The organism is Puniceicoccus vermicola (genome assembly GCF_014230055.1).
Taxonomy (GTDB): domain Bacteria; phylum Verrucomicrobiota; class Verrucomicrobiia; order Opitutales; family Puniceicoccaceae; genus Puniceicoccus; species Puniceicoccus vermicola.
In genome coordinates this window covers 1-19,699 of the sequence record NZ_JACHVA010000143.1, presented here as the reverse complement: position 1 = coordinate 19,699, position 19,699 = coordinate 1, and the positions used below count along the sequence as shown (strand labels likewise).

The 19,699-nt window shown below is 49.1% G+C and carries 9 protein-coding genes; 7 read left to right on the top strand and 2 right to left on the bottom strand.

Features of this window, described 5'->3' with window-relative positions:
* The first annotated feature begins 378 nt into the window (after window positions 1-378).
* Together H5P30_RS21270 and H5P30_RS21265 are read left to right on the top strand one after the other, a co-directional pair.
* Complete coding sequence (locus tag H5P30_RS21270; RefSeq protein ID WP_185694933.1) at window positions 379-4,227, top strand: hypothetical protein; 3,849 nt, start codon at window positions 379-381, stop codon at window positions 4,225-4,227.
* A complete protein-coding gene (locus H5P30_RS21265) occupies window positions 4,224-4,934 on the top strand; it encodes a hypothetical protein (RefSeq protein ID WP_185694932.1) in 711 nt (236 codons plus the stop codon). Before H5P30_RS21270 ends, H5P30_RS21265 begins: the two co-directional genes overlap by 4 nt.
* Before the next feature lie 11 nt (window positions 4,935-4,945).
* Here H5P30_RS21265 and H5P30_RS21260 read toward each other — a convergent pair whose 3' ends face one another.
* Window positions 4,946-6,985: a hypothetical protein gene (locus H5P30_RS21260; RefSeq protein ID WP_185694931.1), complete on the bottom strand. Its 2,040-nt coding sequence runs from the start codon at window positions 6,983-6,985 to the stop codon at window positions 4,946-4,948.
* Window positions 6,986-7,171: 186 nt separating this feature from the next.
* Here H5P30_RS21260 and H5P30_RS21255 point away from each other — a divergent pair, with 186 nt between their 5' ends.
* From H5P30_RS21255 to H5P30_RS21240, 4 genes are all read left to right on the top strand, one after another.
* Window positions 7,172-11,275 carry a hypothetical protein gene (locus H5P30_RS21255; RefSeq protein ID WP_185694930.1) on the top strand — a complete coding sequence of 1,368 codons (4,104 nt, stop codon included), beginning with the start codon at window positions 7,172-7,174 and terminating at the stop codon, window positions 11,273-11,275.
* Window positions 11,276-11,471: 196 nt separating this feature from the next.
* On the top strand, window positions 11,472-12,287 hold the full coding sequence (locus H5P30_RS21250) for a hypothetical protein (RefSeq protein WP_185694929.1): 816 nt from the start codon (window positions 11,472-11,474) through the stop codon (window positions 12,285-12,287).
* Window positions 12,288-12,380: 93 nt separating this feature from the next.
* Window positions 12,381-16,064 (top strand): FlgD immunoglobulin-like domain containing protein, encoded by a 3,684-nt coding sequence (locus H5P30_RS21245; protein ID WP_185694928.1) that lies wholly within the window; start codon window positions 12,381-12,383, stop codon window positions 16,062-16,064.
* Between the two features lie 19 nt (window positions 16,065-16,083).
* Window positions 16,084-17,841: an NHL repeat-containing protein gene (locus H5P30_RS21240; RefSeq protein ID WP_185694927.1), complete on the top strand. Its 1,758-nt coding sequence runs from the start codon at window positions 16,084-16,086 to the stop codon at window positions 17,839-17,841.
* Window positions 17,842-17,913: 72 nt separating this feature from the next.
* Here H5P30_RS21240 and H5P30_RS21235 read toward each other — a convergent pair whose 3' ends face one another.
* On the bottom strand, window positions 17,914-19,065 hold the full coding sequence (locus H5P30_RS21235) for a GntR family transcriptional regulator (protein WP_185694926.1): 1,152 nt from the start codon (window positions 19,063-19,065) through the stop codon (window positions 17,914-17,916).
* A gap of 232 nt (window positions 19,066-19,297) precedes the next feature.
* Between H5P30_RS21235 and H5P30_RS21230 the strand changes: the two genes are divergently transcribed.
* A partial coding sequence (locus H5P30_RS21230; protein WP_185692431.1) for a DUF4372 domain-containing protein occupies window positions 19,298-19,699 on the top strand: 402 nt, incomplete at its 3' end.

The window sequence follows — 19,699 nt, the reverse complement described above, 5'->3', positions numbered from 1 at the left end:
CGTGTCGTGCTCTGATCTGGCAGAGAGGTCAGGTCTGGCTGTGTCATGATTTGGGGTTGGTAGATAAAGGCCCTTCAAAATGCTCCTGGATATTGCTCCCTTTGTCGCAAATCGGGAACCCGAGCTCTGCCTATACATTAAGTATACGGGGGGTCTAGAAATGGATTATTCAGGAGTCCTAGCCTTTTTCTGTGTTGCCATAAGGTTCTTATTGTTAAGGCGATAGGGTTCTTTGTCCCAGGATCTTTTGTCTGGGTTTATGCCTAAGACTGGTCTTTTCAAAGCGTCAATTGAAGTTGATTGAAAGGAACAAGGCGACGTAGGTTAACAGTGTTCGATCATTCATCCCGTTGCGAAGTGATCCGAATCAAACCTCCCATGTATCCCAAATCTCTTCAGGTGAAATCTCCTATTTCTGCCAGTCTGGGCTTCGAAAGACGCTTTGCAGACAGGGGGAGCTCGGCGCAAAGGGAATGCTCTAAGGTGAGGCATCAGCGAGACGGTTTTGCATTGATCATCTCGTTAGGATTGATGGCCTTCACCGTTCTCCTCCTCGTCTTGATTTCTTCGTCAATTGCGGTTGAAGGGCAGGGGCTGAATCAGGAGTCCAAAGTTATTCTCGCCCGCCAAGACGCGTTTCTCGGAATGACGATCGCGACCGGACAACTGCAAAAATTCGCCGGTCCTGACCAGCGGGTGACGACGACGGCAGACTTGGTGGCAACGATGGAGGTCGATGGGGATGCGACGCCTGATCCTCTTTACTCAACGACCCCAAGGATCGATGTCAGTGACGGTGCGCGGTACTGGACTGCGGTTTGGGGCAATGACCATCGTGATATTGGTTACGACATCGCACCGGATGAAATGCCGAGACTGAATGGCAATGTGAGGGGGATGTCGCCAGTTTTGTTGAATTGGTTGGTGAGCGGAAATGGTAACGCGGGTTTTAGCTTCGACGGACGAAAAGGAGGGGTAAACTCAGGAAACAATCCGAGTTTTACTCCAGGAGACGGGATCAATCTGGCCGATCCAGGTAATCCGTCTGTTAATGGTAGACCTGCGGTGACTTTGGTGGGTCCCGCTTCGGTAGATGCCACTGTGGCAAATCCTGAGAGTTATGTGGTTGCTCCTTTGGAGGAGATCGTCAGTGCGTCTACTGGTAATATAAATGGGCGCTTCGCTTGGTGGGTTGGTGATGAAGGAGTGAAAGCGAGAGTGAATCTTCAGAATGGATACCAAAAAACAGGTGTGTTTGATGATGAGATTTACAGTTTCTTAGTTTCCCAGAGGTCTGGGGTTGAGTTTATCGAAGGTCAAACACCGGGGAGGATGTTGCTCAATATATATGATTTTGAGAATGGTGGAATTACTCGTATTGATGAATTGAATCAACTTCCCTTTGCCGCCACGAGCGCGGGTGACGCTGCTGAACTTCAGGCGGTATCAAACGTTCGGTTTCATGATCTCACAGCTTCGAGCTTTGGGGTATTGTCTGACTCTTATGCCGGCGGATTAAAAAAAGACCTCACTGCGGATGTTGCCGATGAAAGCTCGGATTTTGAATATCGACCGCGAGATGATGAGCCTATTTTTACACCCGTTTCGACTTCAGAAGAAAACTTGCCTACGTGGGGACATTTTAGGAGCTGGGCAAGAACTCATCCTGGTGTTGACGGACAATTACTGCCTAGTGTCCCATCGGACGAGGATGCGGGTATTGCTCCTGTGCTGACTTTTGCGACTTTAGGTCTTGATGTCCGGGTGGTAGATGAAATTCTTGAAGTCGATATTTTTCCGATTGCCACCTTGTTCAACCCTTATCCTTACCCTATTAAGGCGACGGACTATGAAGTTGGTTTTCGCTTCACTGAGGATTCTCTGTTTGAGGTGAGAACTGCAAAGGAAGATTCTAGCGCAGATCCAGAGGATCTGATTCAGGGGTTTGCTACAGATGCGGTAATCGACTGGGGGAAATTTGAAGTAAGGTCCGGAGATGAGAGAGGTACTGAAAGTAACTTCATATATTTTTCGATTGATGGCATGGAAATTCCGCCTGGAGAAGCTCACATCTATTATCTCGATCCAAGCCATAACGAAGCCGTTTATTCCGAGGGAATGACGTTGACACGATCTCCCGCAGGGCAGGATGCGACTCCTTTATATTACTGCAAGATGCCAGGAGCAGTTGCAATGGATCCGACGGACGACTTCTATATTCAAGTTGTCGGTGGAGATGCGAAATGGGGGAATAGTTATAGGCTAGGGGTTCCCAAGGCAGATGTGGTTCTCGCTCTCGCTGGCGGCATCGAGAATGGCAGAGACTTTCTCCAGCACGCCGAGACGATCAAGGCTGCTCCCTACGCAGAGCATCCGGGCGATCAATTTGTCGTGCATCTCGGCGAAGGCGACACTTACATTGATTATGATGATAAGGGAAAACCTGTCGAAAAGAAGGAGCAACTCGATCCCGGCCATGTGAAGCATAAGTATGGTGAGAGGATTGAGTACGGAAATGCTTGGGAGGGATTGACGACAGGACCTCGGTCCGCATTTCGTTACGGAAGCGCAGGGGAACAAAGAGGTGGGCGGTATAGCTCTTGTTACGTGGTTGGATTGCCCTTTGTTTCAAGGGTATGGATGAGGCATGGAAATCATAGAGCACCGACAGGGGCATTGACGAATGTCGAAATAAATACGACAAACTACAACGCAGTATTGGCTGGTGGTAACATCTCTTACGGCTTTGTGATAGCAAATCGGGTTGACGGGTCTTATGGAGACGTAAATTTGTATCCAGCGTCGAATGAATACGCAATGAGTATGACCAGTTCTCCAGATGGCCATAAGCCGAAGGCTCGAAAGGGAATTTATTTTGATATTCTTAAAGATTCTTTGAGACTTCTTTCTTTGGGGCAATTACAACACGTTCCTTTCTCGCGGTACACGTTTTATACGACATACCCTTTTGGGAATTCTTATGCAGAATATCGAACTCCGAGAACAACAAACTATTTGAAAGATGCAGTTCCTAGGCCGGGAAAATCATCCGACGATACATTATATGATCTTTCATACCATTTAAATCGGGCGATGTGGGATAGATACTTTTTTTCGACGGTTCCGGAAAATTTCTCTCAAGTCGAATTGGAAAGAAGGGATCCTTTTCCCAATTCAAGAATGGTTCCCTATCAAAGTGCCTCTTCGTCAGGATTAGATGTCGAGGATATTCGGTTTACTGGGGCCAGTAAAGGTGCGTATGATAAAGCAGCTTCAAATCTTTTGAATGCCGGATCATTCAATATTAATTCAACCTCCGAGCAAGCATGGAGAGCTGTATTATCTGGGACTTATGGGGTGCCTACCAATTCTGACTATGCAGAGACAGAGGATAATGTTGGACAGATCATTCCATTCCCTCGGATTTCTTCCAGTCTTAATGTTCAGTCAGAAGGAGATTCTCCGTATCTTTCTTATGATGAGACAATGATTCTAAATACTAATATCAATTCTGTTTTCGGGAATCAGATGTATCTCGGAAATCGAGGGCTGTATCTTCAGGATGTAAACAATACTACGAATGATCGTGTGGAAAATTTAGTAGAAGAATTGGCCCGACAAGTTGTCGATGAAGTTCGGCAGCGAGGTCCTTTTCTATCCTTATCTGACTTTGTTAATCGTTCTATGACCGGATCGGATCATGTTCTCGGAATAAAAGGTGCTCTTCAAGAAGCTATTGATAGTATGGAATTTTCTCAGGCAAATCCGTACCAAGCATGGCGGGATGTTGCGGGATCCGTTTTGGATGATCGTGCGAACACATATAACGGCAATCCGGCATACGATTATGATTTGGAGCAGTATCTCGGAGGATCTTTGGATGTCATATCCGGCAGCCCGGAAAAATCTTCTTTTCGTTTTCAGTTCGCCGGTTCTCCGAAATATCTGACACAGGCGGATATATTGTCAACAATTGGACCTTCTCTCTCGGCACGGACAGATACATTTCGAATTCGAGCATATGGAGCATCTACGAACTCGATGGAAGGGGAATTAGATGCCGAGGCGTGGTGCGAGTTAGTGCTACAACGGGTTCCGAAATTTGTTAGCGACTCGGATGCACCGGAGACGGCTCTTGATGATGCAAATTTGTCGTTTGTGAGTCGGGTTTTTGGGCGCCGATTTCAGGTGGTATCGTTTCGTTGGTTGAATCGCTCAGAGATATGATGAGAACATATTATTTTATCTCTATTTTTTTCTTTTTCTATCAGAGTGGAATGCTGGTAGTTCGTGCTCAAGATGTTGCTTCTAGAGAATTTCGGGTTGTAACTAGTGCATCGACGATCACGAATTCTCTGAAATATGATTTTGCTGGAGAGCAGAAAACCATTCGAGTCGGGAGATCTCTTTCATCCCCGTTCCCTCTGCCTGATGGTGATTTAGAGATTTATCGCGAGGTATTTGTCGAAGGAGAAGACGAGCCTATTCGTGAAATTGTTGCAGAGGTCCAGGTTCCGGAATCTCTTAGTAACGTGATTCTTTTCGTGCTAAAAGACGGTAGGGGTGGATATCGAGTATACCCGTTCGATGATGATTATGATATTCATAAATCCGGATATCTGAGGTTGTTCAATATGTCTCATCTTTCTGCGGCAATCAATCTGAATAAAACGGTTGTTGTCGTGGATCCCGGTGACTTTGAAGTAATTCCTTTTAGCAGTGGTCCGACGATGGTGAAAGTCGCTATTCAGGGGGGGCGAGATTGGAAGATTATTTTTAATAGAGGGAGCATTGCTCGTCCAGGTATGCGTGCGTATATATTTGTGTTCGATTTTGAAAAAGATACCTATTATAACGTAGATATTCCTCCTGCTCCTGCGTTGGTTCGGATGTATTCAGAGAAGGTGCCGGAATACATTTTGGATGAAGGTTGAGATTTTCAATTTTACTGTGATCTCCATCCTGGTCCGGAGCTTCCAATGTCTTTCTCTTTGAAGTTTGAGGCGATGACCCATGGAGCATTGGGATCCCAATTAACTTTAAGTGAGCGATACGGGAAACGCAATGTTTCGGGGATGTATGGGGATCCCAGGAATGCTAACTCTCTCCCCGGCATCCCATCGGCTTTCCAGACTGGCTTCTCGATACGAAGACCATTGATTTTTGCGTAAGCGACATGCCCGCTGTCCACGGCGTAATCGAACTCGATGCGCGTTTCACTGTTTTGATAGCAAACCGTTCGGTAACCGAATGTCCAGTAATCCAGGCATTGTGCGGCTATTTGGCGTTCACGGAATTCCTCATAGGATTCTTCGTTGCTGCGAGCGATATTGAAGACAAAACCGTTCAGCGTTCTTTCGAGTTCGGCCTGACTGAATCGGCGAGCGGTTCCGTTATAGTTTTCCATGGATATAACTAGGTAATTGTCCATGGACTCAACTTTAAGTTCGGCTGCACCGCCCCAGTCAGATGGGTTTAATGCCCGTATGGCGTAGCGGACGGGACCATCTTCGATAAAGACGAATTTTCCTTTGTGTTCCAAATTATCAACACGTCCGAAGTGCGCGGGGATCAATACACATAGGCGCATGCGTTGGATTTCTGTATCCTTTAGAAGTAATGATGGGCGCGCTAACGTCAGGACCGTTCGCTTGTTCTGAATGGTATGGATGGCACCGTGAAAAGGAAGGCTATGATCGGGATCTCTTGGGGCTTCTTCATTAACCAAATAGTGAGAATAAGCTACGCGGACATCATCGCGTGCATGGGCAGGAACATTTTTCCTGTATGTTAAGTAAAATGCTTCAGTCTGAAGTTGTGTCCAGCTATCTGCGTCTGCGCTACCCAGTGAGAACTCTTCTTCCTGGTAATGTGTGATGAGTATTTCGTTGGCATGGCGCTCTCCGCTGCCACCACGTTCGGCGGTCGCGGAGAAATGGAAGGGATATGTCCGATTTCGAGCCCAAGCCAAGAGGTGAGGCGGGGGGAGCAGTTTGCTGCTGCTGACCCACGATAGCCTTCCGAGTGATTCTGGGGCAAAGCCATGCGCGTGTAATAGGCGTATGGGCCTTGTTTGAAATTCTTCAATCGGGTTTGGCGCGACGTACTCATCGAGAGAAAGCCACAATAGAAAGCCTAAGGTGTTTAGGTGTCCGGTGGAATCATTGTGGGCAGCACGTGAGAATGGACCTCCCATTAGCCCTGATGGGCGATGAAAGTGAGCTAGTATTTCTGCCCAAATGCGCTCGCAGCAGCCCGTCGCAAGCTCCTTAGCTTTCGCGGAACGGGCTTTCTGAGCGATAACGCTCAGGTTCATCAGTGTGAACGGGGTATAAGTTGGACTATTGTATTCGCTGATTAGTCCACGCCTGGAAAGTATGGATGCGAGTTGTTCCAGATTCCATAGGCCGTGTTCAAGTGCATCGTTGTCCTGAAAGTATTCTCCGCCAAGGATAAGTCCGAGTGTGGCCTTGGCTGGCATGTTATCATTAAATCCATGAAATTGGTAATCGGCTTGCCTGTTGCCTTTGTAGGTGCGTAAGCCGTTCTTTGCCCAAGTGGCTACTTTTTTACGGACGCCTTCAGACAGTTTCTCTCCATGGATGGCTAGCATCTGCATGGCATGATTTGTGACAAAAATGTCGAACAGATCAAAGTCGCCATTGTTGGTGATACTCTCGGCGGAGGGGGGCGTGTTGTGCGAATAAAATCTAGCTTTATCCATGATGGCATTGCCCAGACTTACGTCCTCGCCAGAACCATTCATTAATCCCATGCAGAGCCAGAATACAAGTCGGGTATATGTCGGTGGTATTGCTTGTGGAGGGTTTATCCATTCCCCGTTTTCCTGGATGCGGACGGGATGTATCCAGTGCCCGTTTCGGTCAAACCACTCGTGGCAGAAGTCACTGACTAGTTGTTGGGTGGCATTCCGCCTGAGGGAAAGTTCATCGTGATGTTTCGTCGACTGTGCCGCTGTTTTCATTTCGATCGAAGTTTTTTTTAGTGGATGGAGACTGTCAAATATATTATATAATATAATAGGCTTCGGGTTTATGCGAGCTAATACGTCGGGTTCCATGATGATTCGTGGACGTCTTGGATCTTGTGGTACTTTTGGAGGGTCGTTTTTTATCTTGAATTATATAATATATATAGTAGTCCGTACTTCATGAGCACAGTTACCCCCTTGATTGAATGCCTGCTGAGGTCGTGTTTCGTTCTCTTTGGCTCACTTTTTCTGGCAGTACTTTTCATGTGGCCTGGGATTGGAGTCGGGCAGGAGGTTTCTGGGAATATGCTGGGGGCTCAGAGTCAGAACAGTGGTTTGACTGCGGTTCCAGCACCTGGGGTAGTGATTATTGACGGGGACCTTGAAGAGTGGGACTTGAGTGGTCGTATCTGGAGTTTCGCAGATTACTCACTTCGGGATGAGTACTCGGTTGAAACGGCCGCCATGTGGGATGCGGATTATTTCTATCTAGGTTTACGTTGGAGGGATCTGGTGCCGTTGGATAATGATAACGATCCGGCCTTTAGTGCGAGTGATGGTTGGCGGGGCGATGCTTTACAAATGAGGGTAAAGACCGATCAGGTCTTGTGGATGACAGCTTGGCAATATGCAGGCAAAGCGACTTCAAATATGGTTAAGGATGTGTGGAACAATCCTTTGAATTCCCGTGATGGTACTGAATCCACGCAGTACTTTGGTAAGCCGGGCGAGGTGGACCTGGGTGACGGCATTCAGATGGCCTATCGTCATCAGGATTATGGTTATACGCAGGAAATTCGCCTTCCCTGGCGCGTGCTCTACGAGAAATTGCCCGATGTTAAGGCCGGAATGGTCTTTAAAATGGGATATGAGTTTTTATGGGGGAAATCTAATGGTAAAGGGGCGCCTATGCACCGCTATGCTGATAATATGCAGCCCGGAGCGACGTCCCGGGAGTTTTTCTGGACGTCTTCAGAGGTCTGGGGGGATGTTGTGCTTTCTGCGGAAGGAAATGTCCCGCTGCGAACGTACGGGCTGGACACTCGTAAGGTTGAGTATCCTATAAAAATCGATTTCGAGATTCCCCTTCAAGCGAATCGTTTTACGATAGTGATTGAGGATGCGATGGGCAAGCGTGTGCGGAACTTGTATGCCGATTGTGATCCAGCTGATTTCGCGGATTCAGTCACTCAAGACAAATATCAACTACAAGTTAGTTGGGATGGTTGTGATGACGCTGGAAGCATTGTCGAACCTGGTGTATATCAGGTCAGAGGACTCTGGCATGAGGGGCTTGATGCGCTGTTTGATATGACCTTTTATAATCCGGGAACTCCGAGCTGGGCGACTCGTGATGGGACGGGGAGCTGGGGCTCGGATCATTATCCGCCTCGGGGAATCGTCGCCGCAGGTGATCGGATGGTGGTTTCCTGGGATTTTGCTGAGGGTGGAAGTGGGCTGATTGGGTTAGGGCCCGATGGACGTAAAATGTGGGGGGATGTGCGTGGCTCCTTAGTGACTGCAGGGAATGGGAAGTATGTGTATTCAATTATGGCTGATTGGCAAAGTAGCGGTAATCTCGGCAGATTTATGGCTGCTGATGGCAGCTATGCTCCTTTTGAGTTGAATGGTGAGCAGCGCCCGTTTGCATTGGCACTAACCGATATCATACCCGAAGCGCCACAGGCCAGTGGTTTTCTCGGTGTCGACCAGAGAAAGGATGGGGATGGCTTTGTCCGCTCAATGGCAGCCAACAAACAATATTTGGCTATGGGCTTGGAAGATCAGCGATTGGCCTTACTGGATGCAGACACTGCTGAATTATTGAAAATTTTTCCCTTGGATGGGATTCCTGTCTCTTTGGCTTTTGCATCGGATGAATTCCTCTATGTTGTTGCTGATGGAAAGCTATCTCGACTGGACTTGAGCACGGGGAAAGTCGTTGCCGTCTCGACACCGGAGCTTGGGTGGGGCGAGGCGATTTCAGTCAATGCTGAGGGGCACATTGCGGTAATGGACGTCGGGGAAGATTATCAGGTGAAAGTTTATTCTCCCAATGGTGATTTGCTGTCGACTATCGGACAACTTGGGGGGCGCCCTGAGCGTGGTATATTTGAGGCGAATGGGCTCAGTCATGTTTCCTCAATTGCGTATGACTCGAAAGGACGGATTTGGGTCGTGGAAAATTGGAACTATCCTCGGCGAGTTTGCGTATGGAGCCCTGACGGTATACGGATTAAAGACTATGTCGGAAACACGGCGTATTCGGGAGCCGGTAGTTATTTGCATTCCGATGACCCCACGCTTGCATATGCAGGTCCTGTTGAGATGAAGCTTAACCGTGGTAGCGGGGATTATGAGGTGACTAGGGTTTTATGGAAATCCGATGATAAACGGGATGACGAGCCTCTGAGTTTTGATGTGGACCCTCTCTCGAACGTTTTGGCCTCAAGATTTCAAAGCGATGCTAGTGGCCGGACGCGCGAATATATGTTTAGGCAGCCTACGTACAACCACCATACGGAGCTACCAGCGGTTCTGTTTATGGAGGATTCATTTGATTCCTGGCGTCCCGTTGCTGCTGTTGGTTTGGTTGGGCATATCTCCGGTAAAATGGATTTGAAGGGGAGGGAGATTTTGGAGGTTCCCCAAGGGGATTTTGCAGATTTGAGTGCCTGGGATGGATTCTTCTGGAATGACGATAATGAAGATGGTCGTGTGCAGCGTTCGGAATGTGCGATCATTCCTTCTGGAAAGCCATCCCCTGTCGGCTCGCGCTATTCCGGTGAGCCTCCAGTTGTTGCGGTTAGCGCCCAGTGGAACAATACTATAGATCCTCAGGATCTGTCCTGGATGGCGTGTGGTATATTTAAAATGAACCCCGTGAGCTTTACGGAAAAAGGGGCACCTGTTTATGGCCCCGAAGGCGTGGAGCAACTGTTGGATTTGGATTCTTTACTGCCTGCTGAATACAAAGGGGTCCTTGTCCCCATCGCTACGAAGCAGAATGAGTTTTTGATTGCGATTCAAACGATGAGTGGGGCGTTGCGTCAGGATATGGCCTTCATCGGTGTCGGCTCGAAAAGTAAAGAGATTGTCTGGTCCTATCCGAACGACTACCCCGGTGTTCATGCTTCACATAAAGCGCCTATGCCTGCTCCAGGGCAGTTGATCGGCCCTCTAAAAAGTATGGGCACTGTCTTTGTGGATGATGAGATCGGGGAAGTGATTGGTCTCCGTGGTAATTTGGGACAGGACTTTTTCTTCACTACTGACGGGTTGTATGTTGGATCTTTATTTCGTGATGCCCGCTTTCCCCGTCCATCGATGCCTGCTACTGAAGAGGAGTTGAGGGGAAAGTCGTTAGCTTCGTTCAGTGAGGGCGGGGAGCCATTTTCAGGGTGGATCGGTAAGCAGTCCGACGGGATAATTCGGATGACCACGTCGATTGCCCGGCAGGCGGCACTGGTCGTAGAGGTGACTGGGCTCGATTCGGTAAGACGGTTTTCAGTCGGTGATATTGAAGTGACTGCAATGGAGTTGAGAGATTGTCTTTCCGTGCTTGAGAAGGAGGCGGAGGAGGCCGCTAATACAAGTGAGCATTTCTATCTCGTCAAGCGGATGGAGCCGGGGTTCGCCTGGGATCGGGTGGGCTCATGGGAAGGGAGTGAGCGTGTTGAAGCGTCGAAAATGGGATCGCCGGAAGCAGCCAGCTTTCAACTCGCACATGATGGCAGTCATTTGTTTCTCTGTGCGGAGGTAACAGATTCCTCTCCGATGATGAACAACGGCAAGGATGCTCTTCGGCTTTTTAAATCAGGTGATGCCATCGACCTGCAACTAGGTGAACTCGGTGCAGGGCGTCGAAATCCAGAGGAGGGGGACCATCGTTTGCTCATATCATTCTTCCAGAATAGACCGGTCGCTGTATTGATGCGACCCGTCGATAAAGAAGCTTCAGTTCAGCATGCGAAGACTTATGCATCACCGGTTCTTTCCCGCAGTTTTGATCGTGTGGAAATACTGGATAGTGTTCGACTGAAGACTCAGGAAACCACTGATGGATATGTGCTGATGGCAGCTATTCCTTTCTCCGATCTTAATATCGATCCGAAATCCGGGGCACGACTTGGTGCAGACTTGGGTTTTGTCTCGTCCGATGCTTCAGGTAGCTTTAACATCGCCCGAACTTACTGGTCAAATCAGGATACAGGACTGGTCAATGATGAACCAAGCGAATCCTGGTTCTCTCCCGACGGATGGGGTGTAATCGAGTTGGAGTAATTTCAATATCTGTAGCCAAACGGTTCAAAAGCTTGCTGTTTTTTCTTGAAATATATAATATAATTAATAAGATGCATGCTAATTACTCTATTTTCAGAATATAGGAATGTCCGAGTAGTCTGCGAAAACCCTCTTTAAGTCTAATCGTAAGCGCTCATCCCTTCAGAAATCAGCCTTAACCTCATCTACAAAAAATATGAACAAAAAAAATATGCTCCGAAGTCTTACCGCATCTCTCCTTTGCCTTTCGGCGGTTTCACCCGCGACTGCAGCTTTGCCTCTAATCTCGGAAGGGGACGCCATTCTTTTTTCCGATGATTTTAATGACAATAGTTCTGGCTGGACTAACATTAGCGTTGTTAACGGAACGGGGGTGGCGACTTCTGGCACAGGTGAGATCGACGCTTCAGCATGGTCGCCTGCCGCTCCGGGAGACAATTCGGAGGTGGCTTCTACTTTAGTTCTTCCAGAGAGTGTTAATGTTCTCGATGGAGATATATCAGTCTATTTTCGTGTGAGTGCATTTGATGTTAGTGTGATTGAAGTCAACAAGTTCAGTGTGAGATTTTCAGAATCAACTGGAGATCGACTATTTGGCACGACCCAACGTCCAATGGCGGCTCAGGTGAGTAGTCTGGACTACCGCAACTCGTCTGGGGGATTTGTGACCTCAAATCTTAGTTCTGAGGCCCCGATGGTTTCGGAAGAGTATATGGACATGAAGCTTTCGTTATCGCTGAATGGTGAAAGTGTTGATGATGGAGCAACCATTCAAATGTATTATTTCGATACTACTTCCAGCGATTACGTAAGTTTGGTGATGGTTTCATCTGGGGTGGATTTGAATACCGGGATCTTCAACAAGCTATATATTAATTCGAGGAATGGGGCGGATGGTGCAGTTAGTTTTGATTCCATCGTGGTCGCGCAAGCGATTCCTGAAGTGAGTTCATTCGCGCTCATCGCTGCCATGGTCGCCTTAAGCATCCTGGGTGTTCGTCGTCGCAGTTAAGGAATGCTAACTCACAATTTTGAGTTTTATAGGACCGGGGTCTATTTGCGGAACTTAGTCTTCGGGTAGCTCGGTTTGACCATGAGGTTTTTGTTGAAAAGATACTCACTCGCATGTGTCTTCGCCGCCTTCATTCCGGCAGAGATGCTGGCTTCATCCATCTACTTGCCGCTTTCGACGGGGGCGACGCCAGAGGTTGCTTATGCGGTTGAGCCACTGACAGATCGGCTTGAGGTAAAAGTCCGTGTAGAGCCGCTGGTGGATGGTTTCCCTGCTCCGAAGCTTAGCTTGGGGGTGGCAGCCCAGGAGGATGCCTTACTGGAGAGCGAAAAGGATGCTGCGGTCAAGCAGACAGGAGACGGAAAATGGGAATATGTTTTTAAACTGCCTGTATCATTATTGGGAGCAAAGCCAGCCGAGTCGGTTTTTCATTGGGCAATGTCGGTTGATTGGCTCTCCCCATCGGGCGAGTCTGCCCTACGGCAAAATTACTTTGTGCCGTCTGACTGGGCATCTTTTAGAGATATTCGAAGTGGCAAGGCTCAGTGGGATTTTTTTAGTACGCCTGCTTTTCTGCATGATCAGGATCTGAACGCCCAGCGTATTCGCTTCACTTTTATGCAAGCGATGAAGGGAAAGGCTTCGATTGTGATCGAAGATGAAAATGGAGATCGTGTGCGTAATCTGGTCTCCGGATTGGACTTTGACGCGGGTGCGCACGAAATCGTTTGGGATGGGTTGGATGAAAAAGGTAGTTTAGTTCCCTTTGGAACGTATAGCTGGCGGGCTATTTCACATCCAGGAATCACTCCAGAGTATTTGATGCATTTCTACATTCCTGGTCATGAGCCCTGGGCGCATCACAACTGGCTGGCCGATCACAGCAATCCCACTAGTGCGGCGTCCTATGGGAAGCATATCGTGCTTGGTGCGCCGGTAGCGGAGTCTGGTAACAATATCGTTCTGACGGATCTTGATGGTAACAAGCTGTGTGGTGTTAACCTTTCGTCGTTTATCGGGCTGGGGCACGTGTTTCTAGCTTTGGGACCTGATCGTATATACGCTTTCACGGAAGGCAGTCCGCATTACAATGGGATCCGTAAAAATGAAGAAGGTATCCCATCTGTCTATGGTGACCTTTCCCTTGTCTCCTGGGACTACACCGGCAAGCAACAGCGGTATGGTGGGGCAAACGGTGAGCACCTGGTACGGACATACTATCGACCTATGGACGATCCGGCGGTCTCTGTCCGGACTCGTAATAAAGTCCTTTTGCTGGATAACTTGCGCGGGGCGGTGTGGTTTGACGGGAAGCTGTATATCTCTCTTCACGACGAGAATAAAATCGCTATCTTTGATGCGGCGACTAGACAGGAACTGGGAGCGATTGCCGTTCCTTCACCGGGTCCTATCGCCACAAACGGAGACGCTATTTATATTTTAGGTGATAACGATCGGGGGCTCTACCGGATCAATCAACCGGGAGTCGGAGCTCAGGCAGATAGACTATTTACGGTGCATCTGAGTGAGCCATTACCAAACAAAAAGCGGGATGGCTCAACCTGGCCGGTGGCGGCCGGATTGGCCGTCAATTCACTGGGAGAGGTTTGCCTCAGTGACAATGGGGTCGATCAAAACCTCAAGCTGTATGCTGAGGACGGGACGAATCTCCGCGAGATTGGTCCCCGTGGCGGGCGAGATCCCAGTGGCCCATGGGTCGCGGATGCGATTTTACGTCCTCATGGAATTGTCTATGACACGATGGATCGGCTTTGGTTGACGGAGAACCTGGCCACACCCAAGCGCGTTAGTCTGTGGGATACAAATTCAGGTAAGGTTTTGGATCAAGTTTTCGGTCCGCCTCCTTACGGTGGTACGGGGGCATGTTTTGATCCTGAAGACGCTACGCATTGGCTGGGAGGAGGTTCGTCCTGGCGTTTGGATTTTGAGAATAAAACAGCAGATATCGTGTCGGTTTTGAATCCCGACTTGGCTGATGAACGCTTGCAGTTGATCTACGAGAGTGGTCGGACGTTTTTATTAGCCAAAGGGCGTACGCTACGAGTTTACGAGGTCAGCAAAGATGGGAGTGCGAGACTGTGGGCCACATTAGGCTCTCTTCAGGATTATGAGATCAAGGAGCCACGCTGGAGTGTGCCTGAGGTATTTACGCGTCACCCGGCCTTGCGAGAAGAACTCAATGACTTTACCCGCGTTCTTGGCGAGCATGGTGATCTGAGGAATAGTGCGAAAATGAGCCCGAAGGCCGCACGCTTTACAGTGCTTTGGGTCGATTCAAATGCAGATGGAAAAATTGACGTGGACGAGCTGCAGGTCTCTAAGCCTACAGATCCCCAGTTGATCATACCATACTGGACCGCCCGACAGCGTGACCTGAATCTGGACTTTCTTGTAAAGGATGATCGTGCTGGCTGGTTACGCGGTGCACTTCTGCTGAACGGATTTTTACCTACCGGTGCTCCGAAATGGAATCTTGAGGAGGCATACTCCAATGCTGTCCCCGTGAAGGATTTTGTACAGGAGGCAGCGATTCAGTCTACAATGACTGACCGCGCAGGTCGGTTGCTCGTAAATACGTCACCCATGTCCGCCATCGCCCCCAATGGTGATGTCCTGTGGAGCCTGAAAAATGCTTGGTGTGGGGTACATGGTTCTCAGAATGCTCCCTTGCCTGTGCCAGGGGTGATGCAGGGAAATCTTGGCTTTATCGGTAGTGCACCGTTTGACGATCAAGGCGACATAACAGTTCTCAACGGCAATCATGGTCGGTTTCACATACTTACTACCGACGGTATTTATTTGGATGACTTCTTTGAGGACATCCGGGTGGCGCTTTCGAATAGCCCCTACAAGGTTGGTGGTGAGGCTTTTGGTGGTTATTTCGCCAAGGATATGGAAACCGGACGCTTTCTGCTCCAGGCGGGGAAGGGGGGATATCGTATTTACCAAATGCACGGACTCGACCAGCTTATACGTTCCAGTGGCGATCTATTCGTTTCGGAGTCTCAGATTGTCGCTGCACAGAAGTTGATCGAAGCCGATGCTGCTCAAGCGACGAACCGCAAGAGTACCTCTTTTCATTCAGTTCCCTCTGATGTTGATTTGGGAGATCATCCGGGACAATGGCCTGGGGGATGGTCAGCCGTTTGGGGTGATTCTACACGCACTTTCCCATATGTTCGGGTCAAGATTGTTCGCCAAGGGGATGACCTCTTACTGGGATATGATGTGAAAGATCCAAGCCCTTGGCTGAACCAGGGCACTGCCACAAACCTTTTGTTTAAAACGGGAGATGCCGTGGACTTTCAGTTTTCCACTGATCCATCTGCAAATAGTGCTCGCCGGGATCCTGTCCCTGGAGACAAGCGTCTGCTAATTGCCAATTATCAGGATGAACCAGTAGCTGTATTGTATGATTTTAAAGTACCCGGAACGAGGGATCCGGTGCTTTTCAACAGTCCGTGGCGTTCGACACGGGTGGACAGGGTGGAGGCGATTCCGCAGGCTCATATATCGGTCAAGAAGGCTTCAGGTGGTTATCGACTGATCGCCCGGATTCCATTGGCCGACTTAGGACTGCTGAAAGGCCTGGGCGAACCCTTTTTGGCGGATTTTGGTGTCATTTACGGAGACCCCGAAGGTCATAGTAATGTACTTCGAAGTTACTGGTCCAATACTGCCACGGGCTTAGTCAACGACGTGCCTGGCGAAACTCAGATCAATCCCAGCCTGTGGGGGACGCTTCGATCAGAATGATTCAAATTTTATAGCAATTATGTTTTCCCTCCGCCAAATCGTAGCAGTACTGATCGCTTGTCATAGTGCACTTGCTCTTCCTTCTGTTACCATCAGCAGTCACGGCATTTTGGGTAACTCGGGGCATTCCGGGCAAACGCAGGTTCGATTCGGCGTGGGCGAAGATCGGCCCCAAAATAGTTTGTATGGACTGGGACTGGATGGGGAAGGCTTCCTTTGGAATTTCGCCGGGCCGTTTACGATTAATCGCTATGCTCAGGATGGGCGTATGATGGCGACTTTTCATCTGCCGAAAGAGATGGGAACCGGCCCCAAATCGATCACTGTGGTCGATGATCGCGTGATCATTCTTGCGAATCAGCAGCTCTGGATGTTGCCGATCGCTTCTGCATCTGGGGCCGCTCCTGAACGTATCGCTTTGGATATCAAGGTTGAAGCTATATCCCTTTCGCCTGTGGGCAGAAAACTCGCTTTGATCGGAGACGATCGGGATTTGTTTGTTTGGGATGCTCATACCGGTGACGTGACGCACTATCTACCGCTTCCTTTAAAATATGATGGTCAAGTGGTTCGTGGGGATACGATTTTACTGTTGCCGGATGGTGGACTTCTTGTTGATGGCCAACTGCGGGTTGATCCTGACGGGGGGCTGACTATGATTGAAGGTATGCCCACGCGGTTTACGCAGTGGGTAAACGGGAGTGTTTACAGTTATACCTGGCACATGAGCATTCACCGCCTTCAGGCAGATGGGACACCACACCCGGGAGTGGTTTATGGTGGTAAGTCTGGAGCTTTTCTCGGACGTTTGCATGAAGACGGTGAAGTCGATATGCCCAGCGGTCTTGTTCATTTGGGCGGTGCGCGATACGCTGTGACAAGTGATATCGGCGTGATTCATTTGTTGCTTTGGGATCCGCAGAAGCGTTTCTTTACAGCAACACGCCGAATCGGAGCCATTTACCGGGAATCTGGGTTGGGAGTGGACCGCCAAGGGCGTGTTTGGTGGAACACTGGATACTGGGATTGGAGTGACGGGCCAGCTCACACTCTACGTAATACCACATACACAACGGAGGCTGATGGTTGGCAACTCGTCTTCAATTCCAGTGATGCGATGTCAGGCTTGAGTTATCGACGTAATGCGCCGATTCTTCTTTTAGGACCGGTAGACTTTGATCGCGAACGCTTCGACGCCGGGGTGTCTAGATATAGTCTTCCCAGCCATGTAACGGGGGCTGCTTTGCTGGAGCAGTCCGGTGAGGAAACGGTCGCTGTCGTGGACGCGAAGGGACTCGGGGCTCTTTTGCCCATTAATAATATTGGAGGGCTTCGTTCAGCTCCGAGACCTTTTCGACTCCAGTTAAAAATAGCAGCACACTCCATTACGAGCTTGGCAGTGACATCGGATGGTTCCCTGTTTGCGGCCGATGGTGACGAGTTGATCGGGTTAAAGCGTGAGGGAGATGTTTTTTATGAGACCAGTCGAAGTGACCGCTGGCTTGGAAGTGGTGGGGATTGCTTTGGGGCGGGGATATATATTGCCTCAGATGGTCAGAATTTATGGGTTTCAGATCCGGTGAATCAGCGTATCGTGCTCTTGGAAGTTTTGCCCGATGGCAATCTCTCGAAATTAGGCGTTTTCTCCGGGGATCCCATGATCGGTCATCTGAGTGAGCCTCGACGTATCGCTGCTAGTGGGGGGCGAGCAGTGGTCATGGACAGTGGAAACCAGCGGCTGGTTAAGCTGCAAGTTCATCGTATGGCAGAGGATTGAAGATATGCTTCAAATTAACTCAGACTGTTCGAGTCCGCCCAGTTTACTCTGGCAGTGACTCAGGCTAGGGAGTCAAGTCGCCTTCAGATTACGCCTTGTTCGGGTCACTGGGGGGGATTTGATTGTTCTGGGGGTGAAGCTGATTGGCACATCGACTACATCAACGACTTCCCCTTTGAGTTGCTTCTTTAGATGAGCCCAGCTTTCCTCCAATAGTCTTCCAACGCTAACAACGGCCCAGTCTATGGGAAGTGGACAGTGGAAATAGACCTTGTCGTTGCTATGCATGACTAGGTTTACGTCTTCTGGAATTTTCACTTGATGCTTCAAAATCGACATGATAACGCCCTTGCCGATACTATCAGGGTGGATCACGATTCCATCCGGCCGCTCCGACTGGCTCCATATCGCATCAAATGCCAGGTATCCGACTTCTTCGAAGTCGTGGGAACCGCCTTCGAATCTTTTTACCCAAGTAGGTTTTATGGCCAACTCAAATTTACGAGCAAGACGCTCAACCTCATCAAACTCAGGAAAGCCGTAGCTACAAATAAGACCTACACGTTTGCATCCGCGCTTATGCAAGCGCCGGAAACTCTTTTCTAGGAAATGATTATCGAAGGCTAGGCGGTATGGTCCTGCTCCAACTGCTCCTGTCATTAGGACCTTGGGGGCGCGAAGGTTTACCAACCAACTCACGTTAGTTGGATTTAATAATGACCCAATTACGGCATTTACACTACACGCCTTGATTGCGTCTATCAGGGGCTTCCAAGGCTCTGTCTGCTGCTCGGGCTTTCTTGTATCTATAAATAGGTGAACTTGAATGCCCTTAACCTCAAAAAACTCACGAGCAGCTAGATAAAATCCCTGATAAAAGGAAGCGGAGTTTACGGTCCAGAAATGTGCGCCAAAGTAAAAGCCGATCGACCGCATCTGCGGTGTATCCTGAGCAACAAATGTACCCGATCGCTGTCGACGAATTAGTAAGCCTTCATTTACCAGTGGTGTCAGCGCCGTCTGCACCGTATAGTAGTTGGTTCCCCAGTGTTCGGCTAAATGTGGCAATGTAGGAAGGCGCGTTCCCGGTAATAGTCTTCTGGATAAGATGAGATCACGTATTTTCTGAGTGATGCTTAGGTAGGCTACCTCGTTGCTCTGGATTTGAAAATCCAGCTCTTCTGGAAACTCCACAGAATTCTTAGCCGTTTTTTTCTTGGGCATCCAGTTAAAGAATCTACTCTTATTATCTTTGACAACAAATTATACTCTGTGGTTACCAAGCCGTTGTGTCGGATATATGAACACCGGAGTAATTACCTAGAATCACTGGTGTCCAGTTAAGGACGATTCGAGAGTTCGTATCTTGTTCACAACGAGTGCTTAATGGATAAAAAGGCATGTGACGCATTTGAACGTGCTGGCCGACCGTGGTCGAGTTCATTCTCAATAAGGGATGAACTCCGGACGCCTGATTTTCACCCAGATCACCGATCTCATCCATCGCGAACAGTTCAACCGCTGCATGTTGCTGCACCCGATGCCAAGGGCGAGTAAAAGTATGACCGCTCGCGACCAGTTTCTCGCCATGGCCTTCGCCCAGATGACCTTCAGGGAGAGTCTGCGCGATATCGAAGCGTGCCTGGACGGTTGCGCTCATTGCTACGCGATGGGTATTCGCGGGAAGATCGTCCGGACCAATCTCGCCTACGCGAACGAGAATCGGGATTGGCGCGTCTACGAAGCTCTCGGCCAAATACTGATTCGCAAAGCCCGCCGATTGTATGTCGAAGATTCCAACGGATTGGACATCGAGGAGATGGTTTACGCGCTCGATGCCTCGACCATCGACTTGTGC

What these genes read in the sequence shown, in the direction of transcription:
- H5P30_RS21250 (WP_185694929.1), top strand. Translation starts at nt 11,472, where the DNA reads ATGAACAAAAAAAATATGCTCCGAAGTCTTACCGCATCTCTCCTTTGC.
- H5P30_RS21270 (WP_185694933.1), top strand. Translation starts at nt 379, where the DNA reads ATGTATCCCAAATCTCTTCAGGTGAAATCTCCTATTTCTGCCAGTCTG.
- H5P30_RS21235 (WP_185694926.1), bottom strand. Translation starts at nt 19,065, where the DNA reads ATGCCCAAGAAAAAAACGGCTAAGAATTCTGTGGAGTTTCCAGAAGAG.
- H5P30_RS21260 (WP_185694931.1), bottom strand. Translation starts at nt 6,985, where the DNA reads ATGAAAACAGCGGCACAGTCGACGAAACATCACGATGAACTTTCCCTC.
- H5P30_RS21255 (WP_185694930.1), top strand. Translation starts at nt 7,172, where the DNA reads ATGAGCACAGTTACCCCCTTGATTGAATGCCTGCTGAGGTCGTGTTTC.
- H5P30_RS21265 (WP_185694932.1), top strand. Translation starts at nt 4,224, where the DNA reads ATGATGAGAACATATTATTTTATCTCTATTTTTTTCTTTTTCTATCAG.
- H5P30_RS21240 (WP_185694927.1), top strand. Translation starts at nt 16,084, where the DNA reads ATGTTTTCCCTCCGCCAAATCGTAGCAGTACTGATCGCTTGTCATAGT.